We start from the raw sequence: 23,442 nt of genomic DNA, 5'->3' as shown, positions 1-23,442 counted from the left end.
TCTAGACTGCTCCCATGGTCAATGTCAGTGTTCTCTCTCAGAATCCGGCCGCGGTCAACTGCGGGATCGTCACCGGATCCCAGCGCAGCCTCATCATCGATTCGGGGCCCGGTCCCAGCACGGGCCGGCGGCTCATCCAGCGGGCGCAGGAGCTGAGCACTGCAGAGAACGGCCGGGAGAATCCCCTCGATGCGGCCATCACCCACGATCATTGGGACCATTTCTTCGGCAGTTCCACACTGGCAGCAGAGGGGGTGGAGACCTTCCACGTCTCCGATTCGTTCGCCCGAGACCAGGAGGCGACGGCCTGGATCGCACTCGACGCCGTCCGCACTGCGCCCGAGACCGCCGAGTTCGCATCTGAGCTGCCGGAAGACCCCAACTCCCTCATCGTCACCGTCTCTCCCGTCGACGCGGCCGAGTCGACGAGCATGCTCGACCTCGGTGACTGCCGGGTCGAATTCCACGTGCTCGGCGGACATTCCACCGCGGACCTCGTCGTGCGTTTGATCGATCAGGGAATCGTGTTCGCCGGTGACCTGGTCGAGGAGGGCGATCCCCCGCAGGTGGGCAACGACGCATCATTGAGCGAGTGGGTGAGCAGCCTGCAGACGCTGCTGTCCTTCCCCGAGGCCGCTCTCTTCGTCCCCGGCCACGGCGTGCCCGTGGACCGGGCATTCGTGGAGCGTCAGCTTGCCGATATCGATGGCCTGCGGATGAATCAGGCCGACGCCGAGGTGGCTCTGCCCGCTCGTGTCATGCCAGGTGACCATGACCGGAGTCTGCCCCGGGAGATCACGCTCCCTCTGGAGACGTCAGCCGGCTGAGCGTTGCAGCGCGGTGACGAGATCTCCGCCGATGGCTCCGAACAGGGTCTGCGCCCAGATGCTGTCGCCCTCGACGTAGGGTTTGTTCCCGTCGAAGATCCATTGGAGCCGATTGCCGGCCTGCCGATCGTGCTGGCAGCTGCCGCACACGGGCACCCGAACCCCTGAGCCATCCGCATCGAGGCGCGTCGTCGACCGCGCTTCTCCGTGTAACGGATTGATAGTGCACAGACTCTGCGGGAGCTTGCTGCGTCCCCGGTTGCCGGCCTTCTTCGTCTGACCGGAACCCACCTCGGCGATCTCACGTCCTGCCTGCCGGAGCAGGACCATGGCTCCGGCAAGGTCGATGCGCTCCGATGACTCGTCGTCGACGATCTGGCGCGCAATCTGATAGGCATCGAGCGCCTTCGCAACCTTGGCGGCTTTGACTCCATCGAGGCGTTGGGTCTGGAGATGATCGATCTTCTCCGCAATCCGATTCGTGTCGTCGTTGATGTCCTCTCGCAGAGACTCGCGCTGCAGAGTGTCGACCCGGTCCAGCAGTTTGCTGGGCAGACGGAATTCGTGGTGTCTGCGCGTCTCCGCCGCTCTCGCCTTGATCGTGCGGACCAGGTAGAGCCCTGCGATGACGAGAGCGAGCACGAGGACCGCTCCCCCGAGGAACAGCGGAGAGAATCCGTCCGCATTGCTGTCCTCGGCAAAGTCGCTGCCGGGTTCTTCCTGCCCGGTAGTCGATTCGCCAGACTCCGTGCGCGTCTGCGGGTCGGCGTAGAGGTTGAGGAGTTTGTTCAGCTTCGACAGAGACGGCGACCCGACGTTCCACTGCTCCCGGGCGATGGAGTACTGATCCATCACCTGATATGACAGATCATGATCGGCATCGAGCTTCACCTCGGTGTAGAGATCGGACGTGTTGCTGACCATGATGAAGGAGCCCTGCCCTCCATGGTCGGCCGCCACGTCCCTGAGCAGCTGGAGGTCGACTGCCTCATCGTCCACGGCGATGACGTAGACCTTGAAGTCCAGTCCGTCCGCGGTGGTCTTCGCCTTGTCGAAGAGGCGAGCGTCGAGGGTGCCCGCCGCGGACTCGTCCACGTAGAAGGGATCCGCCTTGAGAGATTCGGCGATCTGATGTGCGTCCACGGTCACTTCCTTCGGTTCCGGTGATTGACGGACCTGCGGCTCATCGCCTGCGCGGTCGCCTCTTTCTCGCGACGGAGATAGCCCAGGATGGCAACGCCGATGACGGCGATGACTGCACCGACTATGAGGCCGAGACCGGCGCCGCCGAATGCTGAACTCAGTGAGTACGTGAGCTCGCGCCAATCGTCCGAGTTGTCTTCGGTCACAAGGGGCTCGGCTTCGCTCGCCTCCAGCGGCTGGGTCTCCTTCAGTGCCCGCTCCCAGATCAGAGCAGTCTCGGTCAGCGAGTCATCGGAGCCCATCTCCGGATAGTCCTGCAGCTTGCGTTCGATGTCTTTCGATCCGACTCCCTGTCCGATGGGGCTGACGACGAGCACGGTGGCTTCGTCGACGGAGAGTTCATGGGCGATGCGTGCGGCCTTGAGGTTCAGATTCGCATCGGTGTCGTCGAGCATGGTGTGGTTGACGAAGGCCACATAGATGGGCGAGTCGAGGTCCGTGACTTCGCTGCGGACGGCTTCCAGGCCGGCGTCGTCGACGTCGAATGCGAGGTAGTCATCGACGTGGATGGTGTCCGCTTCGAGTTTCTTCGCCAGTTCGCGATAGGCGGAGCGGTCGTAGTTCGGGTCGAGTCCGCTCTTGATGCGGTCGTCGTAGACCGAGTCGACCTTGATCTCGTCACTCTTCGCTTCTTCGATCCGTGTCTGCTTCGCATCGTCGAATCGGTACATGCTGATCATGGTCGCGCCGACCGCGACGGCTGCGAAGATGATGACTGCGATGATCGACCTGTGCCACGTGCTCATCGTCGACCACTGCCTGCCCGCGCCCCTGTGGCGACGATCGAGTCCTCAAGAGCCGTGAAGCTTCCGAAGCCCGAGACCGCATAGGCGTCGTCGCGCTGATAGTACGGTATCGGACGCACTCTCTTCCTTCCTGGATTCTTCGGCACCATCAGACACTCCGGTTCGTGTCCGGCGTTGAGGTCGGCTCGGCAGGCGCTGCAGATGCTGATCGTCAGGACGGTCGTCGACTGTTTCCAGACAAATGATTCGATCGGACCTTCGTGAGTCGGGAAGAAGAAGCAGAAGTCCGGCTCCTCGTCTGGTTTCCGATTCTTCTGCGACGTCGATGCCTTCTTCGACGTCGGAGTCTGCTGCAGGGTCCTGCGCACCCAGCGATCTGTGTCGACCAGAGCCGCAATTGCATGGCGGTGGGAGAAGTCGGGGTCACTGGCCCAGTCGGGATGAGCATCGACGATCGCAGAGATCGCCGCTTGGACGCGTCGGCCCCGGTCGTGAAGTTCCCAGCTCTCCTCGGACGGGGCCGCGGGATCGGGCAGGTCACGGAGGGCCGAGTCGACGGCCTGAGGCAGCCGGCGTCGTCGCACCAGCTCTGGACTGTGTGTGAGGTTCTGCCGCCAGGAGTACTTGCTTCGTCGCAGAAGAAGCCATGCACCCAGTCCGAATGCGGCCGCTGCCGTGGCCTTGAATACAAAGCCGTCAGGATCACCGTATTGGAGATCGTTGGCATCGATGTAGTCCAGGTCTTCCGTCCTGCCGTTCCTCGGGTCGAAGTCCGGCGGGGGCGGCGGCTTGGTGCCCTTGACCGTCGCGACGAGCAGGCTCAGATGGTACGGGACTGCGATTTCGACGGGCAGGAAGCGGTCGGTCTTCGAGCGCGCCAGCTCATCGGCGCCCGGCGGGATCGTCGGTCCGGTGTCGTCGACGATGTAGGAGAAGGTACGGGCCGAGTATCCTGCCTCGGCGAAGATGACGATGACCTGGGAGGCGCCGGAACTCTCGAACATCGAGTAGGCGAGGTCCGTGGTGAACCGCGGCCAGCCTTCCTGCGCTTGATCTGAGTTCGAAAGGCCGGGCACGATCGCGATGAAATGTGGAATTCCCGATGTCGACGCATCCGCCGAGGCGCGGGACAGAGATGACTTCTGGCGCGGGGTCAGGCCCGGTTCGATGGATCGATCGATGAAGAGCGGATCGTGGTCCCATCCCGCACGGATGCGGGAGCGCAGCGCCTTGAGCAGGCGAGTCTGCGCGTCAGTCTTCTCAGTCACCTCACAAGATTAATATGGGCCGATCACCGGCCCTAATCCGCGGCGTTCCAAGTTGGGAACATCTCCCCTGCGAGTGAATGCAGAAGACCCCACAGCATCAGCTGTGGGGTCTTCGCTGTGGCAGCAGTCAGACTGCTGCCGAGAAAATCACTTGACGGTGACGGTTGCGCCCGCGCCTTCGAGTGTTTCCTTGGCCTTGTCGGCTGCGTCCTTGGACACTGCTTCGAGGACAGCCTTAGGAGCGCCGTCGACGAGGTCCTTGGCTTCCTTCAGTCCGAGGGAGGTGAGCCCACGAACTTCCTTGATGACAGGAACCTTCTTCTCGCCGGCCGATTCGAGGATGACGTCGAACTCGGTCTGCTCTTCAGCAGGCTCAGCGTCTCCGCCGGCGGCAGGAGCAGCAGCAACTGCAGCAGGTGCAGCAGCTTCAACTTCGAAGACCTCTTCGAACTTCTTGACGAAGTCGGAGAGTTCGATCAGTGTGAGCTCTTTGAAACCTTCAATGAGTTCTTCGGGGGTGAGCTTAGCCATGGTGGCCAGTCCTTCCTTTGGTGGTCACATTGAGCGACCGGGTTTATGGGGTGATGCTCAGGCGTCTGAAGCAGGAGCGTTGTCCTGCTTCTCGCGGAGAGCGTCGACGGTGCGCACGGCCTTGACCATCGGAGCGGTGAACAGGTAAGCCGCCTGGTGGAGGCTTGCCTTCATTGCACCAGCTGCCTTTGCAAGCAGCACTTCGCGTGGTTCGAGGTCGGCGAGTTTGTTGACATTCTCAGCACTGAGGACGGCGCCATCCCAGTAGCCGCCCTTCAATACGAGCTGAGAATTCGCCTTGGCAAAGTTACGCAATGCCTTTGCAGCCTCTGGTGGTTCACCGTTGACGAATGCGATCGCTGTGGGTCCATTGAGGAACTCATCGAGATCGTTGATTCCGGCTTCTTTGGCTGCAATAGCAGTGAGCGTATTCTTTACCACGGCGTAGCTGACGTTCTCACCGAGTGAAACGCGCAGATCTTTCATCTGCGCAACGGTGAGACCGCGGTACTCGGTCAGCAACACAGCATCGGCAGACTCAAACTGCTGTTTGAGCTCCTCTACTGCGGCTGCCTTGTCTGGCCTCGCCATGGTAGTTCCTTTCGTACAGTCGCCGATCGTGTCCGACACCAAAAAAGCGCTCCACGCAGGTATGCGTGAAACGCTTCGAATGATGAGTTCATAGGAACTCATCACAAAGAATCTCGTGCTCACCTGCGCAGGTCACTCGATTGGAGTCTTCGTTCCCGGGCAACAGGATCCGATTGCGAATTCTGTTGGTACCGAAAAGACCGACGGTCTTGGGTAGTTGAAGTCTATCGAAGGTGTTCCCACCAAGTCCAATCGACCGCGGAGATGCTGGACACATACCCTTGCCCACTCCCTGCGTCCCACCCCACGCCCCTCACTGCCGCTTCGGCAACATTCCGGGCGCTGAGCAACCTGCAGACAGATTGCGCAGCGCCCGGAAGGTGGCTGAGCCGGCGAGCGGGTCAGTATTCGATGACGACTCGGCCGTCGATCTTGCCGTGGATCATCTCATCGAGGATCGCGTTGATGTCCTCGAGCGGACGCTTGCTGTAGGTCGGATGGATCTTGCCGGCTGCGTAGAATTCCAAGGCCTCCACCATGTCCTGACGGGTGCCGACGATCGAACCGCGGATCGTCAGTCCTTTGAGGACGATGTCGAAGATGGGAGCCGGGAACTCACCTGGAGGCAACCCGTTGAAGACGATCGTGCCGCCTCGGCGGGTCATCGAGATCGCCTGCCCGAATGCCTTCGGATGCACCGCTGTGACTAGCACTCCGTGTGAGCCTCCGACCTTCTCCTGGATGATGTCGGCCGGCTCCTCAGCAAAGGCATTGACCGTGATCTCCGCTCCGTGCTTCTTCGCCAGCGCCAGCTTGTCATCGGCGACGTCGACGGCGATGACGCGCATCCCCATCGCCACCGCATACTGCACGGCGATGTGGCCGAGCCCGCCGATGCCGGAGATGACGACCCATTGCCCAGGCTTCACCTCGGTGCGCTTGAGTCCCTTGTAGACGGTGACGCCGGCACACAGCACGGGTGCGATCTCGTATGGGTCGGACCCCTCCGGGATGATGGCGGCGAACTTCGTGTCGACGAGCATGTACTCACCGAACGATCCGTCGATTCCGTAACCGCCGTTGACCTGCTGCTCGCAGAGCGTCTCCCACCCTTGACGGCAGTGCTCGCATGTTCCGCAGGCGCTCCACAGCCAGGCGTTTCCGATCATCTGTCCGACCTTGACATCTGTGACGTCGGGCCCGACCTTCTCGACGGTTCCGACACCTTCGTGGCCGGGGATGAGAGGAACCTTCGGTTTGACCGGCCAGTCGCCGTGTGCCGCGTGCAGGTCGGTATGGCAGACCCCCGAGGCGATGAGTTTGACCAATGCCTGGCCGGGTCCGGGCTCGGGGATCTCGTTGTCTCCGACGACGAGATCCTGTCCGAATCCCTCAACTACTGCTGCTTGCATTACCGACATCATTGACTCCTTTGTGGTGATGTTGACTGTGCTGGTGGTGTGTTGAATGTATTGACTGCGTCGTTGCCGTTGTGGCCGCGTCGCACGGACTCAGAAGAAGCCCTGGGCGTTCTCCGAGTAGCTGACCAGCAGGTTCTTCGTCTGCTGGTAGTGGTCGAGCATCATCAGGTGGTTCTCACGTCCGATGCCCGACGCCTTGTAGCCGCCGAAGGCCGCATGCGCCGGGTAGGCGTGGTAGTTGTTGACCCACACACGGCCGGCCTGGATGTCGCGGCCCGCGCGGTAGGCGGTGCTGCCGTTGCGCGACCAGACTCCGGCACCCAGTCCGTAGAGGGTGTCGTTCGCCGTGGAAATTGCGTCGTCGTAGTCGCTGAAGGTGGCCACCGAGACGACTGGCCCGAAGATCTCCTCCTGGAAGATCCGCATCTTGTTGTTGCCTCTGAAGATCGTCGGCTGCACATAGTAGCCGCCGGACAGGTCCCCGCCGAGGTCTGCGCGGGCTCCCCCGGTGAGGACCTCAGCACCTTCCTGCTTCCCAATGTCGAGGTAGGACATGATCTTCTCGAACTGGTCGTTCGATGCCTGGGCACCCATCATGGTGTCCGTGTCCAGAGGGTTGCCCTGCACGATCTTCTTCGTCCGTTCTGCCACCGCTTCGAGGAAGGGATCGGCGATCGATTCCTGGATCAGTGCGCGTGATGGGCAGGTGCAGACCTCGCCCTGGTTGAGCGCGAACATGGTGAAGCCCTCTTGAGCCTTGTCCCAGTAGGCGTCGTCCTTGGCATTGACGTCATCGAAGAAGATGTTCGGGGACTTACCTCCCAGCTCCAGGGTCACCGGGATGATGTTCTGCGAGGCGTATTGCATGATGAGGCGGCCGGTGGTCGTCTCGCCGGTGAAGGCAATCTTCTTGATCCGCTTGTTCGAGGCCAGGGGTTTGCCCGCTTCGAGGCCGAAGCCGTTGACGACGTTGAGGACCCCTTCAGGAAGCAGGTCGCCGATGAGTTCCATGAGGACGAGGATCGAGGCCGGAGTCTGTTCGGCAGGTTTCAGGACGATGGCGTTGCCTGCGGCCAGGGCTGGAGCGATCTTCCACACGCCCATGAGGATCGGGAAGTTCCAGGGAATGATCTGGCCGACGACGCCGAGCGGCTCGTGGAAGTGATAGGCCACCGTGTCGTCATCGATCTGAGAGAGGCCGCCCTCCTGTGCCCGGATCGCCCCGGCGAAGTAGCGGAAGTGATCGATGGCCAGGGGAATGTCGGCGTTGAGGCATTCGCGGACTGCCTTGCCGTTGTCCCAGGTCTCGGCCACCGCGATCATCTCGAGGTTCTCCTCGATCCGGTCAGCGATCTTGTTCAAGATCACTGCGCGCTCCGCGGGCGAGGTCTTGCCCCAGGCCGGAGCCGCCTTGTGGGCGGCATCGAGTGCGAGTTCGATGTCTTCTGCGGTGCTGGCGGGCACTTCGCAGAACGCCTTGCCCGTAATCGGTGTCGGGTTCTCGAAATAGTTCCCGTTGACGGGAGCGACCCACTGTCCGCCGATGAAGTTCTCGTACCGTGACTTGAAGGTGACGAGCGATCCGTCTTGACCAGGCTGAGCGTAAACAGTCATTGCAACTCCTTTGATGCGTATGCGGCGATCGGATGTCTGTCTCCGATTGCTCCGCACACTACGCAGGGCAACGTTGCATGTGGGTTGCATCACATAGGAAGAGCTGCCAGTTCCAGGTCCTCGTATTCAGTATCCGAGGGCTTCGAGTCGCACGACGGCAGCGTTGCGTTCGGGTGCTTCGGGTGGGGCCAGACGCAGCACCGACATCAGCACTTCCGAATCCTCGCGAGCTTCGGCCAACCCCGCATAGCGCCACAGCTGCTGCCAGGTTCCGTTCTGCAGCAGACTCTCTCGGATCAGCGCCTGCAGCTCAGCACCGATCTCCCGGACGCCGGGCGCATCGGAATCGGGCAGCACCTGCCCCTGATAGAAGTTGAGCGCGGTCTCCACGTCCCCTTGGGCCAGGCCCCGGTGCGTGCGCTCGACGTCGCTGTCGATGTCTCCCCGCAGTCGGTAGGGGCGGGCATCGAGGTGCAGGTCGCCGAGGTGGTCAATCGTTCTGCGCAGACGCGCGATCTCCGCCCGGACAGTGACTTCACTTCCACCGAGCGCCCACAGCCGGTCGGCGAGCCCGGCGTTGCTGATGCCGTCGGGGTTGCACGCCAGAAGCAGCAGGATCTCAGCATGTCGTCCCGACAGCGTGATTCGAGTGCCGTCAGGGCTCGAGAGCTGGGGACGGGCGCCGGTGACTTCGAGATAGGCACCGTCACCTGTACCGACAGGAGACAGTCCACCGGAGTCCGGGGTGTAGAGCTTCGACAATCCGGCGCCGGCGGCCTGAGCCGTGGAATTCAGCAACGGCAGGACGATGGACGATACCGCGTCATCACCGCCGGTGACGTCGATGATGCCAAGGACCTGACCGGTCAGCGGATGAGTCACTGGCACTGCACTGCAGCTCCACGAGTGCACCTCGGCGGAGAAGTGTTCGGCCTGACTGATCTGCACGGCAGTGCGCGAGCGCAGAGCGAGTCCGGGAGCGGAGGTCCCCATCACGTCTTCCGACCAGTCGGTGCCCGGCACGAAACCCATGGACTCGGCACGGTTGCGCACGGCGCGCTCACCCTCGACCCACAGGAGACGCCCCTGCTCATCACCGAGTGCCACGAGCAGTCCCGCCTCCTTGGCCGGCTCGATCAGATGCGACTGCAGCAGACCCATGATGGAGTGGAACGGATGACGACGCCTCACCTCGGCGAGCTGATCTGCCTCATAGGCCATGCGCACACGTACTCCACCCGGATCACGAAGACGGCCGAGAGATCGGTTCCAGGACTCGAGGACGGCTGGACGGACTCCGGGGCCCGAAGTCTCCGGAACGGTCAGGGACGCCAGATTGTCATGGGCGCGGCGAACAATGCGCTGATAGTCATCGTGAAGCAGCGGAGTCGAATGCATAGCGGAGCTGTCCACCCCCATCGGCGGTTGTCACACAGTGGTCTTCGGTGCTCACAATCTATCCGCGATACCCAATCCGGGCAAGACCGTATGTCGGTTCTCAGGAAACAGAAAGGGCGGGAAGTGATTGACTCACTTCCCGCCCAGAACTGCTGACTGCGGTTCAATCCCTCAAGGGGATCAGATCACGCGCATCGCCGAACCGTCGATCGGAACGGCAGGACCGTTCGATGTCGTCACGGTCGCCTTCGAGATGTAGCGGCCCTTTGAGGAGCTCGGCTTCAGACGAAGGATCTCGTCGATGGCTGCATCGAAGTTCTCCTGCAGTGCTTCCTCGGAGAAGGAGACCTTCCCGATGATGAAGTGCAGGTTCGAGTGCTTGTCGACGCGGAATTCGATCTTTCCGCCCTTGATCTCGGTGACGGCCTTAGCGACATCCATGGTCACGGTGCCGGTCTTGGGGTTCGGCATCAAGCCACGAGGACCCAGCACCTTACCAAGACGTCCGACCTTGCCCATCATGTCAGGGGTGGCTACAGCCGAGTCGAAGTCGGTGAAGCCATTGGCCACCTTCTCCAGCAGGTCATCGGAGCCGACGAAGTCAGCACCTGCTTCACGGGCAGCTTCTGCACGGTCGCCGGCAGCGAACACCAGGACCCGAGCGGTCTTACCGGTACCATGCGGAAGGTTGACGGTGCCGCGCACCATCTGGTCCGCCTTACGTGGGTCAACGCCCAGGCGGAGAGCGACCTCGACGGTGGCGTCGTACTTTGCCACCGTGGTCTCTTTGGCCAAGGCGATTGCCTGAGCCGGTTCGTATGTCACATCTGCGGCGATCTTCTCTGCCGCGGCCTCATAGGCCTTTGAACGCTTTGCCATCTGCTTATCTCCTTGCAGTCGTGGTGCGGGCTGCGCGAGCCCTACCACAGTGAAATGTCTGGCCTCAGGCCTCGACGTCGGTGGTTACGCCCATGGAGCGAGCGGTGCCGGCGATGATGCGGTCAGCCTGATCCAGGTCATTGGCGTTGAGGTCTGGCATCTTCGTGGTGGCGATCTCGCGCACCTGGTCGGCGCTCAGGTGAGCAACCTTGTCGGTGTGCGGAGTTGCCGAGCCTGACTTCACGCCTGCAGCCTTCTTGATGAGTTCTGCAGCCGGTGGGGTCTTGAGAATGAAGGTGAACGAACGGTCTTCGAACACAGTGATCTCAACGGGAACGATGTTCCCGCGCTGGGACTCTGTGGCGGCGTTGTAAGCCTTGCAGAATTCCATGATGTTGACGCCGTGCTGGGCAAGCGCCGGACCAATCGGAGGCGCCGGGTTAGCGGCACCTGCCTGAATCTGGAGCTTGACGAGGCCGGCTACCTTTTTCTTGGGAGGCATATACGGTCCTTAATATTGAAGTTTCGATGCGCCAGAGAAATACGGCACATCGTTCGAAAACGGCCTCCGATGAGAGCCGAGATCAAACCACACCAGTATTCCATGCCTGCAGACCCTGGAGCAAATGTCGGTGACAGGCATCACCTGGCGCGAATGGCGAAAGGGCCCGGTATTCACCGGGCCCTTTCGCATGTGGCAGATCAGCTCAGAGCTTGGACACCTGGTCGAAGCTGAGCTCGACGGGAACGTCGCGTTCGAAGATCGACAGCAGCACGGTGAGCTTCTGCGATTCCGGACGGATCTCCTGAATCGTTGCAGGGTGGCCCTCGAAGGAGCCTTCCTTGACGAGCACAGACTCGCCGACCTCGTACTCCACCTCGGTGATGGGTGCGGATTTGGCGGCCTGCTCGGCCTGCACTCCCTCAGCGGCGGCGGCTTCAGCCTGGCGCTCTTCGAAGATCGGAGCGAGCATCGTGAAGACCTCGTCGATGGACAGAGGAGTGGGGTCGTAGGCGTTGCCGACGAATCCGGTCACACCTGGGGTGTGGCGAACCGCGCCCCAGGACTCATCGGTGAGTTCCATGCGCACGAGCACGTAGCCCGGGATGCGCACACGACGGACCTGCTTGCGCTGGCCGTTCTTGATCTCAACGACATCTTCCATCGGCACCTGCGACTCGAAGATGAACTCTTCGAGATTGAGGCTGATGGAACGATTCTCAAGGTTCTGCTTGACGCGGTTCTCGTAGCCTGCGTAGGAATGGATGACGTACCAGTCACCCTCCAGCATGCGCAGTTCCGACTTGAACTCCTCGGCCGGGTCGACCTCGTCTTCGGCCGGCGCCTCTTCCGTGTCATCGGAATCGGCTGCGGCGCTGTCATCGTCGGTCGGTGCGGAATCGTCAGATGCTTCAGCATCGCCTTCGCCCGAAGCGGCGTCTTCGTCTGGTGTCTCGTCAGCGGGAGCATCGTCGGTCGATGCGTCGTCGGCGCTCACAGCGGAGGTTTCGTTCTCCACGTCTTCCCCCACTGGTGCAGCGCTCGACTCCTCTGGAGTGGCGTTCTGTGTCTCAGGGGTTTCCTGCTCAGGTGAACTGGTATCCGACACCGATCAATTCCTCGCTTCGCGTGTAGTGATTCCCATATGGGAGTGAAGGGTCTGCAACGTGTTTGAAATCCTGATGGTCACCGCTGGGGGTGAGTCACCACAATGGCCACAGCGGTGTTCCGCCGAAGACGAATCCGACGAGCTTGCCGAACACGAGGTCGAGAACCACCACGAGAAGCATCATGAACATGATGAAGCCCAGCACAACCAGGGTGTAATTGACCAGTTGCTTACGTGTCGGGGTGACGACCTTCTTCAGCTCTGCGATGACTTCGCGGAAGAACTGCAGGATTCGTCCGAAGAACCCGAGCTGCTTACGACTGGCGCCCTTAGGCGAATCTCCAGTCTTCTTTGCCGGTGTGTCGCTCACACATCCTCACTCGGTCGGTTCCATTGGGACAGCACAATTGTTCAAGCCCGTCGAGGACGGCGTTTCGCCGATATGACTCAAGCAGATATCAACTGCGCAGGGGTGACAGGACTCGAACCTGCAACCTACGGTTTTGGAGACCGTTGCGCTACCAATTGCGCCACACCCCTTCGATTCGACACCCTCGATTCGTGTTCCTCGAGTCGTGTCCAACCACGAGAAACGAGCATACCGTCTGTGACCGCCGTTAGTCGAACCGGCCGCCCTCCTCTGCCGGAATTCGATCTTCTGCCCCCTCATCCGTCTGTGCTCACGGGGTCAGTCTCGGGTGGCTGAGCGATAAGAGGGACCGGCGCCGGGAAGGTCTTCCAGGGCTCGATGGTGACTGTCTCATCCGGCCTGACGGTGACGATCTGGACGTCGATGGGCCGTTTGGTCCGATTGTCCACACGCAGGATGCTCAGTTCCGCGTTCATCTTCAGCGGCCCCGGGGTCAGAGCGTTCGCCAGGGCTCCCCCTGTCGTCGAACTCAGGTAGCGGACTCCCTGGCCCAGGGTCTCCGGGCCTACTCGCTTGTGCCAGTGTCCGCTGAGGCTGTACTGGGTACATCCGGACCGCAGGGACGGCGCCCCGATCCGCGCATCGTGGATGAGCATGATGTCGAAGTCGCTCGCGCAGGCGTCGTCGCTGAGCTTCTGCGCATACTGATCGGCTGTGAGATCTGTCTCGAGCTGCGGGCCGGATCCGAACACGGTCCGCCTGGGGTCGGGTCCGCCGAAGAAGGTCACGCCGCTCATCTCTGCGCTCGTGTCGTCCAGAACCTTCCAGCCCTGACTTCTCGCATGCTTCGTGGTTTCGGTGGAGTCGTGGTTGCCCTTGACTATCATCCTCGGCAGCTTCTGCGGCAGTTCGTCGTCGAGGACGTCGAGGCAGTAGTTCTCCGCCGTGGTGCCCGTCATCGTCACGTCGCCTCCGTCGATGTAGGCATCGGCGTCGCTCATCCCGGCCACCGCGCCGACCACCCGGGCCATGCCGATATTGCAGTGCAGGTCCGAGCCGAACACGAACGTCGATACGTCGGCCTTCAGCGCCCGATCGTCTTCCACGTGAGGGGGCACCATCCCCTGATCCGACCAGTTGCCGCTCAGGGGCCGTGAGTTCCACTGCTTGCGCAGGTTCACCAGCACCTGGTCGTAGAAGGCGTCGTTGTCGTCGGAGAAGTCTTTGACGGCTGTGAACGCTGTATCGATGACCCCGCCGAGGCGACCCGTGACCTGGGCGCCCGCCAGCGGTGTCCCGTCGAAGGCGGGATCGGCTACGAGGGGTTTGGGTCGGGTGAGCACGGCGGTGCCCACACTGGTAAGAACGAGGATGGCGACCAGGCCGATGGCGATGAGTTCTTTACCAACGAAGGCCCTCCCGATTCCTGCGATCCGTACAGGTCCGAGGATGAACGCCGTGGCCACGGCCACACCGCTGATGAAGCACACGGCCAGGGCCCACCGAGAGAGGATCTCAGTGGTCAGGCCGTCGACGACCTCGTTGACCTGCGCTTGCGGGGCTGAGAACAGGGAGGCGTAGGAGGCGATGTCGCCGCCCAGAGCATCGACTGCCCCTCCCCCGGTTCCCGGGTCCGATTCCTCGGTGGCATCCCGATCAGACCGCCGTTCGGAGCCACCCTCATCCTCCTCGGCTCCGGAGACTGGGATCTGGCCGATATCGACGGTCAGTCCCAGCCCCAGCGGCAGATAGTCACCCGCAGGCACGAGCAGTTTGCCCAGCGGACCGAAGTCGACGGTCAGCCGAGAGTCGGACGTGATCTGATAGCGGGCTTCATGCGGCCCGAAGCTGAGATCTGCACGGGCAGAGAACAGTGCCCATGGCAGGGTCACGACTGCGACGACAGCTAGGAGGATGAGCAGAGCTGCGGTTCTCCGACGAGGTGACACGGGAGACACCCGACTCAGAGTGAGCAGGCGATGAACGTGGGCTCCGGCTCGAGGACGATGCCGAACCTCTCATTCACCCCGTCGACCACGGTGCGGGCAAGTTCGAGAACGTCGTCTGTCGCCGCTTCGCCGCGATTCGTCAGCGCCAGGGTGTGCTTGGTCGACAGGCTCGCTCGGCCTGCTCCGACGCTGAAGCCTTTGGAGAAACCGGCATGTTCGATCAGCCAGGCGGCGGAGGTCTTCGTCTGTCCTTCGATCGTTGATCCGCTCAGCGGGTCGGTGACCGGATAGCGGGGGGCTTCGGTGGGCAACTTGGCCGGATCGTCCACGATCGGGTTCGTGAAGAACGAACCCGCTGACCAGGTATCGTGGTCCTGAGGGTCTAAGACCATGCCCTTGGACCTGCGCAGGGAGATTACGCTGGTGCGCACCGACGTAGCCGGCACCGACTCCCCGATCTCGACGTCCAACGCCGAGGCCAGCTGTGAGTAGCGCACCGGCAGGGAGTCTGAGCTGCGGTGCAGATCGAAGGTCACCGACAGCACCAGGTACTGGGCTGTTCCGGTTCTCTGCTGCGCCCGCTTCAACGCCGAGGTCCGGTAGCCGAATTCGAGTTCGACAGCGCTGAAGTGGCGGACCTGACCGGCGAGACGATCGAAGACCTCGACCGAGGTGATGAGTTCGGCGACCTCTGTCCCGTAGGCACCCACATTCTGGATCGGGGTCGCTCCGACGGAGCCGGGGATCCCGGACAGGGCTTCGAGACCGGAGAGTCCGCAGCCGAGGGTGTAGGCGACGAATTCGTCCCAGTTCTCCCCCGCCTCGGCGGTGACACGGGTTTCGGTCTCCGAGGTATCGGTCATCGTCACACCCTTAGTGGCGACCACGCAGACGTCGGCATCGAAACCGGCATCGGAGACGAGGAGATTCGACCCGCCGCCGATGAAGAGGACATCGGCAGCGGGGCGAGCCGACAGACTCAGGGGATGTTCACGAGAGAACTCGACAAGCTCGTTCCTGGTCTCCGCGATGTGCAGATTGGCCGCAGGACCACCGAGATGGAATGTCGTGAAATCTGCCAGATCCTTCGTCACCGCGAGACTCGGATCTGGGTGCGGCTGAGCACATCCTGGTCTCCGGACTTCACCGTGACATCGATGCGAGCGGTGCCCACAGCAGCGTCGACGGCGCCGACGACTCCGGTCATCGACAGGGTCGCGGTGGGGGCGGCCGGGGTGCCGGATTCGGCGTCGGGGACGAGCACCGGCGCGGAGAACCGTGTCCGGTAGTCGACGATCGCGCCGGGATCGCCGATCCACTCGACGATAGGAGCAACGACGACAGCCATCGAGAGCATGCCGTGGGCGATGACGCCGTCCAGGCCGACCTCCTTGGCGAAACGTTCGGACCAGTGGATCGGGTTGTGATCACCTGAAGCGCCGGCATAGTCGACTAGCGACGCCCGTGACAGGGGAATCTCGGCTTCGACGACGGTGTCTCCGATGGTCAGCTGGGACAGGTCGGTGACGCTCATTCTCCGTCTCCTCTCACAACGATGGTCGAGGTCACTGTGACGACCGGCTGCTGCGCAGCGTCGGTGATCTCGGTGCGGGTGGTGATCATAGCGTTGCTGCCCGCGGCGCGCACGCCGTCGACGTAGGTCGTGGCGGACAGGCTGTCGCCGGCGACGATGGGGCGGGTGATGCTGAACTGCTCAGAGCCGTGGACGACCTTGGAGAAGTCGATGCCGGACTCAGGGTCACTGATATAGGCCGCTTCAGACTTCTGCGCGATGATCACGGCGAAGGTGGTCGGTGCCACGACGTCGTGATAGCCCAGGGCGATCGCCGCCCCGGTGTCGAAGTGGTAGTCGGCCTTCGCATTGGTGGCCAACGCGAATTCCGCGACCGCCTCCCTCGACACCTCGTAGGGACGAGGCAGGGAGTAGCTGGTTCCCTGCTTATCGGTATTCACCGGCATAGTGGCTCTCTTTCGAAAAGACGTCGTGAACCCAGCCTAGCGGCCTCTCACCATGCGCGGGGAATTGCCCCGACCGATGGCTCAGAGCACGGATTTGACGCCGAATTCGCATCGGGTTCACTCAATTGGTGCACCATCGTCCTCAGCCCCCGAAAACTGGTATAGGTTGTTGTCCACATCACATTTGACGTTCGGCCTTTCGCATCATCGCCGCGATGACGCGGACGGACGTGCGAGCAGATAGAGCAGATGTCTTCATAAGGAGTAGTGCGATGACGAACAATCCTGCAGGCGCAAACCGGCGTGTGGTCAAAGACGCGGTTGCAGTTCCCGGCACCGGTCGACCAGTGAATACGGCCGAGGCTCGCATTCCCGATGCCGCTGCAGGCGTTCCCTCTGCAGTGCCGGCTCCCGCCTCGGCGCCGGATCCGGGCGATGTCGAGGTCCATGTCGGCACCGATGCCGCCTACACAGGTGAAGAAGCGGAGCGGGCCCAGTTGCGACGGCCCTTGCGCAACATCTCAGAGGTGCGCCACTTCTTCCGCACCAACACCACGCCGATCTATTTCATCGGCGCGACCCCATTCAACCTCCTCGGTCTCGACCGATGGGTCCGCAACTTCTCCTACATCACGTACTACGACGGCTGGGACGGCGGGCACCCCCGTGTCTTCTCCCCGCGGTACAAGCCGTTCGTCGAATTCGACAGCGGCGAAGCGATCAACAACTGGCTCCTCCTCAACGCCGAGGTGCGCGCCCATATGACGACGAATGTGCCCCACGGTGAGAGGCCCAAGGTCGCCATGGTCTTCTTCGACGAGGAGACCGAGCGGATCTGCCGTGAACTCGGCTACGACCTCATCCTGCCCTCGGCGACGCTGCGCAATCAGCTCGATTCGAAGATCGAGACGACGAAGCTCGGCAACGAGGCCGGCGCCTACTCCGTGCCCAATGTGCTCACCACTGCAGACACCTATGCGCAGTTGAACGCAGAGGCGAAGAAGGAGAACCTGGGCACCGACCTCGTCGTCCAGACCCCCTACGGTGATTCAGGGAAGACGACGTTCTTCATCGCCGCCGAGGAGGACTGGAACCGGCACAAGCACGACATCATCGGCGAAGAGCTGAAGATCATGAAGCGCATCAACAACACACCCGTGGCCGTGGAGGCCGTGATCACCAGCAGCGGAGTCGTCGTCGGCCCGTTCCTCACCGAGCTGGCCGGCTTCGCTGAGCTGACTCCGTACAAGGGCGGCTGGTGCGGCAATGAGATGACCCCCGACGTGCTCACCGCGGACCAGCGCACCCGTGCCAGGGAGCTGGTGCGGCGCATGGGTGAGGGACTGCGCAAACGCGGCTACCGCGGCTTCTTCGAAGTCGATGTGCTCGTCGACCTCGACACGGACGACGTGTGGCTCGGTGAGCTCAACCCGCGCATCTCCGGTGCCTCAGCGATCACCAACGTCACCGCCGGCGCCTACGCCGACGTCCCCCTGTTCCTGTTCCATCTGCTCGAGTACCTCGACGTCGAATTCGATCTCGATGTCGCCGAGATCAACGAGCGGTGGGAAGAGCTCTCCGGTGCTGATGAGTGGAGCCAGATGGTCATCAAGGAGACCGCTGACATCACCGAATACATCACCCACTCACCGCTGACCGGTCAGTACTACCTCGACCAGTACGGGACTCTGACCTACAAGCGCGCCGCTCTTGACTGGCATCCCCTGCAGAACGGCAACGAGGTGTTCTTCCTGCGCATCTACGGGGCCGGCGAATACCGGTGGAAGGGCGCCGACCTCGGTGTGCTCGTGACGAAGAACCCGCTGCAGACCAAGGCCGGGGGCCCGAACGCCCTGAGCATCCGGGCCAAGCACTTCATCGATTCCATCCGTGCGATGTACGCCGGCGTTCCAGTCGCAGCAGAAGATCCCTCTCCGGCGTTGGGCGGGCCTGGAGCGAAGGGTGATTGACTTCTGTCTGTGGTGATAATCTCATCACGGACGACCCCAAAACGACTGCGAAGAGGTGGACAGTGACTGAGACGTCGCCGGACCAGACCGTGCCCGTGGCCCCTGTCATCGACAAGGACAACTGGCAGGAAGCCGACAATGTCCGCTGGTCGTTTCAGCACGTCGATCAGGTGCTGCCCACGACGCCGATCTCGCGCGGGATCGGACCTGTGGCAGAACTGCCCGCTGATCTGCAGGACCTGGGCAACGTCGAGGTTCCGAAGACCGAGTTCTCCGCGGCTCGCAGTGTGCGCAGCGTCATCGAGGCCAGCGACACGGATGCGTGGATGGTCCTGCACAACGGCACAGTGCTCGCCGAGGAGTATTTCTCCACGATGCGCCCGGACACCGAGCATCTGCTGATGTCGGTGAGCAAGTCGTTGGTCGGCACGGTCGCCGGTGTCCTCGTCGGTTCCGGGGATCTCGATCCGAATCGTCTGATCACCGACTATGTCCCCGAGCTCGCCTCTTCCGGCTATGCCGGAGCCACTGTGCGCCACATCCTGGACATGCGCTCGGGCATCAGGTTCTCGGAGAACTATCTCGACCCGAAGTCAGAGGTCAGGCAGATCGAGGAGTCGATCGGTTGGTCGGAGCAGACCCCCGAGGGGCAAGCGAAGGGAATGTATGAGTTCCTGACCACGCTCGACGCGAAGTCCAAGCACGGCGGAGTCTACGAATACCGCTCGTGTGAGACCGATGTGCTGGGGTGGGTGTGCGAGAAGATCGCAGACGAGAGCATGCAGACCCTCATGTCGCGGGTGTTGTGGTCTCGGATCGGGGCCGAACGCGATGCGCTCATCGCCACCGACCAGTACGGCGTGGGCATGTTCGACGGCGGCATCAACACCACTCTGCGCGACCTTGCCCGCTTCGGGTATCTGTATGCGAACCGCGGAGTCTCCCTGACAGGTGAACAGGTGGCACCGACCTCGTGGATCGGCGACACCCTCACCGGCGATGTCGACACCAGGAAGGCCTTCGCCGAGGGCCCCGATGACAATCGGATGCCCGGTGGAATGTATCGCAACCAGTTCTGGTTCCCGTTTCCTGATTCGCACGCCTTCCTCGCCCTGGGCATCCACGGACAGATGATCTACATGAACCCAGGAGCCAACTTCGTCGGCGTCAAGCTCTCCAGCTGGGGCCTGCCGCAGGATGCTGCCAAGCTCTTCCCCACGATCCGTGCCTTCGATGCCCTGGCGAAGGCGGTCAACACACCACTCGTCGACTGATCGTGCCCTACACAGGGCCTGTGCGGTTCAGATACCGATTCTCGCCGTGCGAAACGGAGAGAACCAAAGACCGATCGCACTCAGTGCGAAGATCACCGCAGCGATAACCAACATCAGTTGCGTGCTGGTGAGGGCAGCGAATATTCCCGCCAACGGTGAGGCGACGACGATCACGGCCCGATTCATTGAACGCATCGTCGTATTCGTCCGCGCCTGGAACGCGTCCGGGGTGATCGACTGCCGGTAGGCCATCTCGTGTGAATTGCTCAGACCGATGGCGAATCCGTGCAGGCCCACCCCCGCGAAGAGAACGACCACCGAACTCATCTCGCCGTGCAGCTGGCCCGCGAGCGGTGTGGCCGCGAACAGGATGAGTGCGCCAGCGGCCGAGCACAGGTGGGCGAAGATGACGACTCGCCCACTGCCCAGTTTCTCCCCTGCACGTGGTGAGATCAGTGCGCCGATGATTCCCCCCAGCCCGCCTCCGGCCATGACGATGCCGAACCAGAGGGCGTCGATGCCGATGACTTCGAGGAAGTAGTCGGCGCTGACCGCGGCGAGAATAGCCTGGGCGCCGAACCAGACATGCGTCCAGACCGCGAGGTCACGCAGACTCGGCGTCAGGTACACCCACTTCAGCCCTGCCCAGATCTCCCTGCGCAGATTCGGTCTCACAGAATCCTCCGTGCGCGAGCTCCTCGGCTCGTCTACACGGATGAGGGAGACGACGACGGCGGAGAACAGATAGGTCACCACGTTGACCGACACAGCGACCGGTGCCACGATAACGGCAAGCAGCCCGCCGCCCAGAGCTGGCCCCGCGGTCTGGGCAACCGCGTTCGTGCCATCGATTCGCGCGTGAGCCGCCTGCAGGCCGCCGACGGGAACGAGCCGGGGCACGAATGCCTGCGAAGCACTGTCGTTGACCAACGTTGCCGTTCCCAGGATGGCCACGATGAGGAGCAGCGGTACCAGGCTGAGCAGGCCAAGTGCCCACAGCGCCGGGATCGCACACAGCAGCAGAGCTCGAAGAAGGTCGCTTGCGATCATGACGGGTCGACGTCGGACTCGGTCGATGAGTGCACCGAGGATGAGTCCGAAGAGCAGGTACGGAAGCCACCTCGCGGCGTTCATCCAGCCCAGGCCCACGGTTCCTGCGTGCAAGTGGTCGACGATGATGACCTGCAGGGCGAGGAATGTGATCCAGGTACCGAATCCTGAGACGGCTTCGCCCGCCCAGAACCACCGGAAGGCTCGGGGCAGCACCGGTTTCATGACCTCAGACTACCAAGCCAGACGTGCCGCAGGTCACAGCCCCAGGTGTGCGATCGCCGGTGCCTCCTGTCCGAGGATCGCTGCGGCTAGGCCGTCGCCGATGAGCGGACCCATCGTCAACCCGCCGGCGCCGAAGCCTGAGGCCAGCCACAGCCCAGGTGCCCCTGGAACGGCTCCGGCGTAGGGCAGCCCACTGGGACGCGTGGACATAGGCCTGACTCCGACTCTTGTCTCCAGAATCGTCGCCTCAGCCAGCCCGGGAGCGATTCTCAGGGCGTCATCGAGGACCTGCTTCTGCCCCGCCGCCGTTGTGCGCACGTCGAAGCCGACACCGTCCTCACGGGTGGCGCCGATGACGACTCTGCCGCCGTCGAAGGGCGTGATGTAATGGTGGTCGAGCGGATGCAGCGTCGGCCACGGCGAGGTGTTGGCCCCGTGCAGGCCCAGATGGATGAGCTGCCCGCGCTGCGCTGTGATCGCCACCGTATGGCCCAGGCGCTCCAGGATCTCCGAGCTGCGCGCGCCACCGGCGATGACGATGGCGTCGAAGTCCTCCACCGCCGAGGTGGTCCCCACGGACCATGTGCCCGAAGTTCCAGCGGTGATCGTTCGGGCCGTGTCCGCGACGAGTCCGGCCCCGTAGGCCTTCGCCCCGGTGAGGACCGCGTCGCGCAGGGTGCGCCCATCGACCCGGCCTCCCCCGCTGATGAAGAGCCCGGACATGTCCGCTGCGATCGGTGGGAACAGCTCCCTGAGATTCGCGGAGTCACACTCATTCGCCTCGCCTGCGACTGCCCCGGCGGCCGCGATGCGATCACGGATGAGATGGGCCGCCTCGGCGAGGAAAGTGGGATCCTCGTTGACCACGAGGGCACCGGACCGGCGGTAGCCCAGCTCGGGGATCCCGAGCGCGCTGAGCCGGTCGAGGAATTCGGGGTAGAAATTGCCGCCGGCGGCGTAGGTCTCGTAGTAGGCGCCGGTGCTCGTCGAAACCCACGGCGCGATGATCCCGGCACTGGCGGCGGTCGCCTGACCGGCCATGGCATCGTCGAAGACGGTGACCGCAACATCGCGTGAAACCAGCCCGAAGGCAACGCTGGCTCCGGCGATTCCGCTGCCGATGACGGCGACGCGTGCACTGGTTTCGCTCATGGGCGGTGTCCTTCCGGTCAGAGGATTTCCTGCTCTTGGACTGACAGTACTCCCTGCGCTTCCCTGCTGCGGTGCGAAGGGACGGCTCAGATCGGGACCTCGCGGTTGACCACGATGCTGTGATCACGCGACAGGTGGTATTGGTTGAGCAGATCCGGACGCAGTCGCATGAAGTTGATGAAGATGGCCCGCTGCCAGCGGCGCATCGGAGAGTTCTCCCCCGGATAGGGGCGACCTCGGGGACGAAGTACACCGCGTCGGCCACACTCGGCGAGCCGGTCGGCCGCGACTGTGCCTGCTCAATTCGCTTGAGGAGGTCGGGCACCTTGGGCGGCAGGCTGAAACCGTCGTCCAGTTCGACGGTGGTGACTCCATGCCCTCGCTCGATGAGCCTCGCCTCGGTGGTGAACGGTTTGTGCCCTGTCATGATCTTGACGACGAGCACCCTCTCATGGACGACCGACTGATGTCTGATCAGGGTCTGCATGGCCGCGGGAACGAGCTTCACGGAGTGGCACTGGTACACCGCGGTGCCCAGCAGCCTGGTGGATGCCCTCGGCCCGGCCAGACCACCGACGAAGCTGACGAGGCCGATGGCGATCGGCAGCCAACCGCAGGAGAGGAACTTCGTCAGGTTGGAGACCACGATGACGGCGACGGCGAGCAGTGCGTTGACGAGCGGAACGTAGATCTGACCGGGTGAGAACTGGGACACGCGCACGACGCCGAACGGTGGAAGGAGCTGTAGTCGTCCGGCCTGTTGGATCGCGGAGAAGGCCGCAGCGATGACAGTCTGTGAGGCGATGACCGTGGCCATGGTCGCAAGGACCGCTGCAGGGATCATCGCCCAGTCGGGAACGAGGTCGAAGGAGGGATGGCCGATGTCCCCCGGTGTGCGCAGGTCCAGGCCGACCTGTCCCAGATAGTTGAGGACGAGTGCCGTCAGGACGATGAAGAGCCAGGCCCGGGAGATGGGCAGGCGACCGAAGTGACCCATATCGGCGAACCGTGCTTCGGCGCCGGTGATCGCCAGCACCACTCCGGTCAGGGCGACGAAGGCGGTCCAGGGTGGGCGGCGACGAGCAGCGGGAAGCCGTGCGGACCCTCGGGACAGTAGGTACCGCGATGATTCTTATGCAGTGAAACGCCGGGCGTTGTCATAGCCAAAGAGCAGTCCTCTCTGACCCGCCCGGCGTCGCCGCAGAACCTGGCTATTCGCCTATATTCTGTTCAGGGCCTCAGCGGGGGCTGAATTCGTGGCTGGCGGCTTCGGCCTGCAGATGACTGCGCGCCTCAGCCAACATGCCCTCACGCGTCGCGATCTTCACCCGCTCACGCCCCTCAGCCTCACCCAGAGCCTTCTCCGCCGACTCCACACGGTGAT

22 protein-coding genes, 1 tRNA gene and 2 pseudogenes are annotated in these 23,442 nt (G+C 62.8%); 4 read left to right on the top strand and 21 right to left on the bottom strand.

What is annotated here, in order from left to right; all coding sequences use genetic code 11:
- Window positions 1–14: 14 nt before the first annotated feature.
- Window positions 15–827 carry an MBL fold metallo-hydrolase gene (locus BSP239C_RS16685; protein WP_101574488.1) on the top strand — a complete coding sequence of 271 codons (813 nt, stop codon included), beginning with the start codon at window positions 15–17 and terminating at the stop codon, window positions 825–827.
- Here the strand turns inward: BSP239C_RS16685 and BSP239C_RS16680 are convergent.
- From BSP239C_RS16680 to BSP239C_RS16600, 17 genes are all read right to left on the bottom strand, one after another.
- Window positions 816–1,970, bottom strand: coding sequence for a hypothetical protein (locus tag BSP239C_RS16680; RefSeq protein ID WP_257930262.1), 1,155 nt, complete (start codon window positions 1,968–1,970; stop codon window positions 816–818). The two genes, BSP239C_RS16685 and BSP239C_RS16680, sit on opposite strands and share 12 nt — an antisense overlap.
- A 2-nt stretch (window positions 1,971–1,972) precedes the next feature.
- Entirely contained in the window at window positions 1,973–2,776 is an 804-nt protein-coding gene (locus BSP239C_RS16675) for a hypothetical protein (protein WP_101574486.1), read from the bottom strand.
- A complete protein-coding gene (locus BSP239C_RS16670) occupies window positions 2,773–4,044 on the bottom strand; it encodes a hypothetical protein (protein WP_101574485.1) in 1,272 nt (423 codons plus the stop codon). Before BSP239C_RS16670 ends, BSP239C_RS16675 begins: the two co-directional genes overlap by 4 nt.
- Before the next feature lie 147 nt (window positions 4,045–4,191).
- Complete coding sequence (gene rplL / locus BSP239C_RS16665) at window positions 4,192–4,575, bottom strand: 50S ribosomal protein L7/L12 (protein WP_101574484.1); 384 nt, start codon at window positions 4,573–4,575, stop codon at window positions 4,192–4,194.
- 57 nt (window positions 4,576–4,632) lie between these two features.
- A complete protein-coding gene (gene rplJ, locus BSP239C_RS16660; RefSeq protein ID WP_101574483.1) occupies window positions 4,633–5,166 on the bottom strand; it encodes a 50S ribosomal protein L10 in 534 nt (177 codons plus the stop codon).
- Window positions 5,167–5,567: 401 nt separating this feature from the next.
- A complete protein-coding gene (adhP, locus tag BSP239C_RS16655) occupies window positions 5,568–6,587 on the bottom strand; it encodes an alcohol dehydrogenase AdhP (protein WP_101574482.1) in 1,020 nt (339 codons plus the stop codon).
- A 90-nt stretch (window positions 6,588–6,677) separates the two neighbouring features.
- On the bottom strand, window positions 6,678–8,201 hold the full coding sequence (locus BSP239C_RS16650) for an aldehyde dehydrogenase family protein (protein WP_101574481.1): 1,524 nt from the start codon (window positions 8,199–8,201) through the stop codon (window positions 6,678–6,680).
- 126 nt (window positions 8,202–8,327) lie between these two features.
- Window positions 8,328–9,599, bottom strand: coding sequence for a GAF domain-containing protein (locus BSP239C_RS16645; protein ID WP_226842158.1), 1,272 nt, complete (start codon window positions 9,597–9,599; stop codon window positions 8,328–8,330).
- A 180-nt stretch (window positions 9,600–9,779) separates the two neighbouring features.
- Window positions 9,780–10,478 (bottom strand): 50S ribosomal protein L1, encoded by a 699-nt coding sequence (gene rplA / locus BSP239C_RS16640; protein ID WP_101574479.1) that lies wholly within the window; start codon window positions 10,476–10,478, stop codon window positions 9,780–9,782.
- A 64-nt stretch (window positions 10,479–10,542) separates the two neighbouring features.
- Window positions 10,543–10,980 (bottom strand): 50S ribosomal protein L11, encoded by a 438-nt coding sequence (gene rplK / locus BSP239C_RS16635; protein WP_101574478.1) that lies wholly within the window; start codon window positions 10,978–10,980, stop codon window positions 10,543–10,545.
- Between the two features lie 205 nt (window positions 10,981–11,185).
- Complete coding sequence (nusG, locus tag BSP239C_RS16630) at window positions 11,186–12,088, bottom strand: transcription termination/antitermination protein NusG (RefSeq protein WP_101574477.1); 903 nt, start codon at window positions 12,086–12,088, stop codon at window positions 11,186–11,188.
- Between the two features lie 94 nt (window positions 12,089–12,182).
- Entirely contained in the window at window positions 12,183–12,458 is a 276-nt protein-coding gene (gene secE, locus BSP239C_RS16625; protein WP_101574476.1) for a preprotein translocase subunit SecE, read from the bottom strand.
- A 97-nt stretch (window positions 12,459–12,555) separates the two neighbouring features.
- Window positions 12,556–12,628, bottom strand: a tRNA-Trp gene (locus BSP239C_RS16620).
- A 126-nt stretch (window positions 12,629–12,754) separates the two neighbouring features.
- On the bottom strand, window positions 12,755–14,416 hold the full coding sequence (locus BSP239C_RS16615; RefSeq protein ID WP_257930261.1) for a metallophosphoesterase: 1,662 nt from the start codon (window positions 14,414–14,416) through the stop codon (window positions 12,755–12,757).
- Window positions 14,417–14,421: 5 nt separating this feature from the next.
- Window positions 14,422–15,501 carry a UDP-N-acetylmuramate dehydrogenase gene (locus BSP239C_RS16610; RefSeq protein WP_101574475.1) on the bottom strand — a complete coding sequence of 360 codons (1,080 nt, stop codon included), beginning with the start codon at window positions 15,499–15,501 and terminating at the stop codon, window positions 14,422–14,424.
- Entirely contained in the window at window positions 15,498–15,941 is a 444-nt protein-coding gene (locus BSP239C_RS16605; protein WP_101574474.1) for a MaoC/PaaZ C-terminal domain-containing protein, read from the bottom strand. The genes BSP239C_RS16610 and BSP239C_RS16605 overlap by 4 nt, the downstream gene beginning before the upstream one ends.
- On the bottom strand, window positions 15,938–16,387 hold the full coding sequence (locus tag BSP239C_RS16600; RefSeq protein ID WP_101574473.1) for a MaoC family dehydratase N-terminal domain-containing protein: 450 nt from the start codon (window positions 16,385–16,387) through the stop codon (window positions 15,938–15,940). Before BSP239C_RS16600 ends, BSP239C_RS16605 begins: the two co-directional genes overlap by 4 nt.
- A 272-nt stretch (window positions 16,388–16,659) precedes the next feature.
- On the opposite strand from BSP239C_RS16600, the gene BSP239C_RS16595 reads away from it, so the two are divergent.
- Together BSP239C_RS16595 and BSP239C_RS16590 are read left to right on the top strand one after the other, a co-directional pair.
- Entirely contained in the window at window positions 16,660–18,357 is a 1,698-nt protein-coding gene (locus tag BSP239C_RS16595; protein ID WP_257930260.1) for a biotin carboxylase, read from the top strand.
- 62 nt (window positions 18,358–18,419) lie between these two features.
- Complete coding sequence (locus tag BSP239C_RS16590; RefSeq protein WP_101574472.1) at window positions 18,420–19,631, top strand: serine hydrolase; 1,212 nt, start codon at window positions 18,420–18,422, stop codon at window positions 19,629–19,631.
- 27 nt (window positions 19,632–19,658) lie between these two features.
- Here BSP239C_RS16590 and BSP239C_RS16585 read toward each other — a convergent pair whose 3' ends face one another.
- The 3 genes and pseudogenes from BSP239C_RS16585 to BSP239C_RS21400 form a co-directional block, all read right to left on the bottom strand.
- Complete coding sequence (locus BSP239C_RS16585) at window positions 19,659–20,906, bottom strand: MFS transporter (protein ID WP_257930259.1); 1,248 nt, start codon at window positions 20,904–20,906, stop codon at window positions 19,659–19,661.
- 33 nt (window positions 20,907–20,939) lie between these two features.
- Window positions 20,940–22,058, bottom strand: coding sequence for an FAD-binding oxidoreductase (locus tag BSP239C_RS16580; protein ID WP_101574471.1), 1,119 nt, complete (start codon window positions 22,056–22,058; stop codon window positions 20,940–20,942).
- Window positions 22,059–22,353: 295 nt separating this feature from the next.
- A pseudogene (locus tag BSP239C_RS21400) lies at window positions 22,354–22,545 on the bottom strand (hypothetical protein); the annotation flags it as partial.
- On the opposite strand from BSP239C_RS21400, the gene BSP239C_RS20535 reads away from it, so the two are divergent.
- A complete protein-coding gene (locus BSP239C_RS20535) occupies window positions 22,544–22,747 on the top strand; it encodes a hypothetical protein (RefSeq protein ID WP_145997485.1) in 204 nt (67 codons plus the stop codon). The pseudogene BSP239C_RS21400 and the gene BSP239C_RS20535 sit on opposite strands and share 2 nt — an antisense overlap.
- 11 nt (window positions 22,748–22,758) lie before the next feature.
- Here the strand turns inward: BSP239C_RS20535 and BSP239C_RS21395 are convergent.
- A pseudogene (locus BSP239C_RS21395) lies at window positions 22,759–23,094 on the bottom strand (KUP/HAK/KT family potassium transporter); the annotation flags it as partial.
- Window positions 23,095–23,442 lie beyond the last annotated feature (348 nt).

Source organism: Brevibacterium sp. 239c, assembly GCF_900169365.1.
Classification (GTDB): Bacteria; Actinomycetota; Actinomycetes; order Actinomycetales; family Brevibacteriaceae; genus Brevibacterium.
This window is presented reverse-complemented; position numbering and strand designations above follow the sequence as displayed.

Coding starts and splice junctions, on each gene's coding strand:
- BSP239C_RS16650 (WP_101574481.1), bottom strand. CDS start 8,201: ATGACTGTTTACGCTCAGCCTGGTCAAGACGGATCGCTCGTCACCTTC.
- BSP239C_RS16580 (WP_101574471.1), bottom strand. CDS start 22,058: ATGAGCGAAACCAGTGCACGCGTCGCCGTCATCGGCAGCGGAATCGCC.
- BSP239C_RS20535 (WP_145997485.1), top strand. CDS start 22,544: ATGGCCGCGGGAACGAGCTTCACGGAGTGGCACTGGTACACCGCGGTG.
- BSP239C_RS16600 (WP_101574473.1), bottom strand. CDS start 16,387: ATGCCGGTGAATACCGATAAGCAGGGAACCAGCTACTCCCTGCCTCGT.
- rplL (WP_101574484.1), bottom strand. CDS start 4,575: ATGGCTAAGCTCACCCCCGAAGAACTCATTGAAGGTTTCAAAGAGCTC.
- BSP239C_RS16585 (WP_257930259.1), bottom strand. CDS start 20,906: ATGAAACCGGTGCTGCCCCGAGCCTTCCGGTGGTTCTGGGCGGGCGAA.
- rplA (WP_101574479.1), bottom strand. CDS start 10,478: ATGGCAAAGCGTTCAAAGGCCTATGAGGCCGCGGCAGAGAAGATCGCC.
- BSP239C_RS16675 (WP_101574486.1), bottom strand. CDS start 2,776: ATGAGCACGTGGCACAGGTCGATCATCGCAGTCATCATCTTCGCAGCC.
- BSP239C_RS16645 (WP_226842158.1), bottom strand. CDS start 9,599: ATGCATTCGACTCCGCTGCTTCACGATGACTATCAGCGCATTGTTCGC.
- adhP (WP_101574482.1), bottom strand. CDS start 6,587: ATGTCGGTAATGCAAGCAGCAGTAGTTGAGGGATTCGGACAGGATCTC.
- BSP239C_RS16685 (WP_101574488.1), top strand. CDS start 15: ATGGTCAATGTCAGTGTTCTCTCTCAGAATCCGGCCGCGGTCAACTGC.
- rplJ (WP_101574483.1), bottom strand. CDS start 5,166: ATGGCGAGGCCAGACAAGGCAGCCGCAGTAGAGGAGCTCAAACAGCAG.
- BSP239C_RS16605 (WP_101574474.1), bottom strand. CDS start 15,941: ATGAGCGTCACCGACCTGTCCCAGCTGACCATCGGAGACACCGTCGTC.
- BSP239C_RS16595 (WP_257930260.1), top strand. CDS start 16,660: ATGACGAACAATCCTGCAGGCGCAAACCGGCGTGTGGTCAAAGACGCG.
- rplK (WP_101574478.1), bottom strand. CDS start 10,980: ATGCCTCCCAAGAAAAAGGTAGCCGGCCTCGTCAAGCTCCAGATTCAG.